The 3,677-nt window shown below is 45.7% G+C and carries 3 protein-coding genes; all 3 read left to right on the forward strand.

Going from position 1 to position 3,677, the window contains the following annotated elements; genetic code table 11:
- Positions 1 to 98: 98 nt before the first annotated feature.
- A complete protein-coding gene (locus QZP87_RS13365; protein WP_291323419.1) occupies positions 99 to 1,940 on the forward strand; it encodes a histone-lysine N-methyltransferase in 1,842 nt (613 codons plus the stop codon).
- A gap of 22 nt (positions 1,941 to 1,962) precedes the next feature.
- Complete coding sequence (locus QZP87_RS13370) at positions 1,963 to 2,403, forward strand: hypothetical protein (protein WP_291323420.1); 441 nt, start codon at positions 1,963 to 1,965, stop codon at positions 2,401 to 2,403.
- Between the two features lie 286 nt (positions 2,404 to 2,689).
- The coding region (gene coaBC / locus QZP87_RS13375) for a bifunctional phosphopantothenoylcysteine decarboxylase/phosphopantothenate--cysteine ligase CoaBC (protein ID WP_291323421.1) at positions 2,690 to 3,677 on the forward strand (988 nt) is incomplete at its 3' end.

A 3,677-nucleotide genomic window follows, 5' to 3' on the forward strand; every position in this document is an offset into this window, starting at 1 on the left:
AATTTTAGAAGTTTCGCTGTAGTGTTATTAACAACAAATCTTAATAATTTACCTTTCTCTCACGTGGGTTGCGGGCACAGACCGCCAAAGGAGGATATATGTTTGATTTTCTTTACCATAAGGACACGGCAAAGCAGCGCTATGACCTGCAGGACGTGCAGAGTCCCCATCTTTTAAGAGATTTGTACCCTTATAACCGGGTTTGCCGTATTGCATTTGATGATTCCTTTATTTTGCCCCGGCCACCTGAAAAAATTTTCATAACAGACACAACTTTCAGGGATGGTCAGCAGGCAAGGCCTCCTTTTTCAGTCAAACAGATAGCTGATATTTATGAATATATGCATAGACTTGGAGGACATTCCGGACTGATCCGGCAAAGTGAATTCTTTTTATACTCGGACAAGGATAAAAAGGCCGTAGAAGCCTGTATGGATAAAGGACACAGGTACCCCGAAATCACTGGCTGGATCAGAGCCAATAAGGAAGATTTGAAGCTGGTAAGGGATATGGGCCTCAAGGAGACCGGGATGCTGACATCTGTATCAGATTATCATATCTTTTTAAAACTGGGCAAAACCCGTCAACAGGCGATGGATGACTACCTGGATCTGGTTGAGGCCGCCCTGGATTGGGATATAATACCCAGATGTCATTTTGAAGATATTACCAGAGCCGACATTTACGGCTTTTGTATTCCCTATGCCCAGAAGCTTATGGATCTTTCCCGGCAGAAGGGACTGCCCATCAAAATCAGGCTTTGCGACACAATGGGCTATGGAGTGCCGTATCCTGGCTCAGCATTGCCCAGAAGTGTCGCCAAAATCGTAAGGGCATTCACACACGAGGCCAAGGTGCCGCCGGAAAACCTGGAATGGCATGGGCACAACGACTTTCACAAGGCATTTATCAATGCATCAACAGCCTGGCTGTATGGCTGCTCATCAGTTAACGCTACCTTGTTTGGAATAGGTGAGCGCACCGGCAATGCTCCCCTGGAAGCCCTTATCATTGAGTACATCTCCCTGACAGGTGACGACGACGCCGCTTATACTCCTGTGATTACCGAGCTGGCCAGATACTTTCAAAACAGTCTAGGAGTTGATATTCCATCCAACTATCCCTTCGTTGGAAGAGACTTCAACGCCACCAGTGCGGGCATACATGTTGACGGGCTCATGAAGAACGAAGAGATTTACAATATTTTCGATACCAGGCAGATACTGCACCGCTCAGTCCCCATCATTATTTCCGACAAAACCGGTAAGGCCGGTGTCGCATACTGGATCAACCATTATCTGAACCTCTCTGAAGATCAGAAAATCGATAAACGACACCCGGCAGTCGGGAAAATATACGAAAAAATCCGTAAATCATACAACCAGGGCCGCACAACAAATTACTCACATGAGGAGATGAACAAACTAGCCCGTCGCTATCTCCCGGAAATGTTTTCATCATCCTTTGACGACCTGAAAAAGCTTGCACACAGAGTACTTCAGAAAATTATTCAGGATCTGGCTGCACACCCTGACATAGTCAACCTTGAACTTGACAGGGTTGATTCCCTGATGCGGGATTTTCTCAAAGAATATCCTTTTATTCAATACATGTACATTACTGATGTCAATGGTTGCCTGATAACCTGGAACGTCAGCGACATAGGTGACCTGTCCAAATACGAGCAGATTAAGCCGGGATATAATTTCTCTGACAGGGAGTGGTTTGTAAAGCCGATTAAAACCGGTAAACTGCACATAACAGACTTCTATAAATCTCATTTCACCGGCAAGCTGTGTTTGACGGCCTCAGTACCTGTATTCAGCCAGGATGATATTATTCTGGCTATACTGGGTGCAGATATCCGTTTTGATGAACTGGTCAAAATCCAGGAAGAATACGCGTTTGAACAGGATCTTTTAAGCAAACCACAATATTAAGGTGAATCAGAGGAGTATTTTTATGAAGAAATTATTCATAGTATCACTTCTTATTTTTTTTCTTGCCGGATGTACCGCGGGCAAAGACCTAACTCAACAGGAATTTGAGCCTGAATACGACAACAATGAGGTTACAGAAAAGCAGGCATCAGCCCATAGTTATTATGATTTTCAGGATATACCCATACCCAGGGAAATGAAAATCAACCGTGACGAATCCATTCTGTTTGAATCTAAAGGTCTCAAGGCAGGAATGCTTACATATTCAGGCAGAGTCGACAGCGACTCATTATTTGATTACTTTCATATCAGCATGCCCAACGAAAACTGGGAATTGCTCAGCTATATAAAATATGGCACCCAGATCCTAACTTTCGCCAAAGACAACCGTCTCTGTATAATCAGGATAATTGAAGGACGTTTGCGGACCGAACTTCAGATCTGGATTTCACCCAAACTTTAATTCAACAACGGAATCTGTTCGCAGCTTTCTAACGATACAACCGCCAAAAGTCGAAACACGGACAGTAAAATGTCATTGATGGCCGGCCGACACCAGGATATTACCGCCTGCCACGCCTTATAGCACGGTACACTGTCAGCCGGCTTCAGACCTCTGTTCCGCACCTTCTTGTGCGAGTTGTCCCGGTAGAGCAGGTCCCCCTGGCGCAAGCAAAGCGCTGAACAGATACGCAACTCTTTATCCTGGGTCGCGGTCAGTGCCCGCGTCAGACAAGGACATTTTTTCAATGTTACCCCAGCCCTACATGATATTTGACCAGTTCGTTTCCAGCCGGATCCATATAGGACTTACTGGAAGCATAGCCGTATTCAAGTCGCTGGATTTGATAAGACTGCTTCAGAAATCATCTATAGGTATCAGTGCTACATTAACCAGATCATGCAAAGAATTTGTAGGACCATTGACTTTCAGTGCACTCGGGATAGAACCATTATATTCTCAGGACAGATATGATCCGGTAGAACAGCCGTATGCCCACCTAAGTGTACATGGACATACAGACCTTTTTCTGGTAGCTCCCGCCACTGCAGGAATACTGGCCAGGGCGGCTGCAGGGTCAGCCGATGATCTGTTGTCAACTCAGCTCCTGTCCTATCCCGGCAGAATATTATTTGCGCCGGCCATGAATCCACACATGTGGAATAATCCAGCAGTCAGGCGTAATGTTCAGCTTTTACAGAGTTACGGTCACAGTTTCATCGAGCCTGACATCGGTGAAGTAGCCTGCGGTGAGCAGGGCAGGGGCAGATTCCCCGATATAGTAAAACTTTATTACAACACCCTCAAAGCCCTTGCGCCACAGGATTACAATTCCACAAGGGTTTTGATCACAGCCGGGCCTACCCATGAATATTTTGATCTGGTCCGCTTCTGGAGCAACCCGTCCAGTGGCAGAATGGGACTGGCTTTAGCTCTTTCATTCTGGCTCAGGGGGGCAGAGGTATTCTTCATACACGGGCCCATGCTTCCATTACACAACCTGGATAAGTTCCACTTGTTGCCAGTCACCTCAGCATCTGAAATGTATTTGAAATGTAAGGATACATGGCTGGACTGCCATATAGGTGTTTTTTGTGCTGCAGTCTCTGATTTTACCCCTGTTCCATGTCCGCAGCCAAAATTTAAAAAGCAAGGCAAAGAATCTCTTCAGTTGACGATGGAGCCGACCATCGACATACTTGCAGCCATGAGCAGCAATAAAACCCATAAACAAA

It is taken from the genome of Desulfonatronospira sp. (genome assembly GCA_003563255.1).
In the GTDB taxonomy this organism is placed as follows: domain Bacteria; phylum Desulfobacterota; class Desulfovibrionia; order Desulfovibrionales; family Desulfonatronovibrionaceae; genus Desulfonatronospira.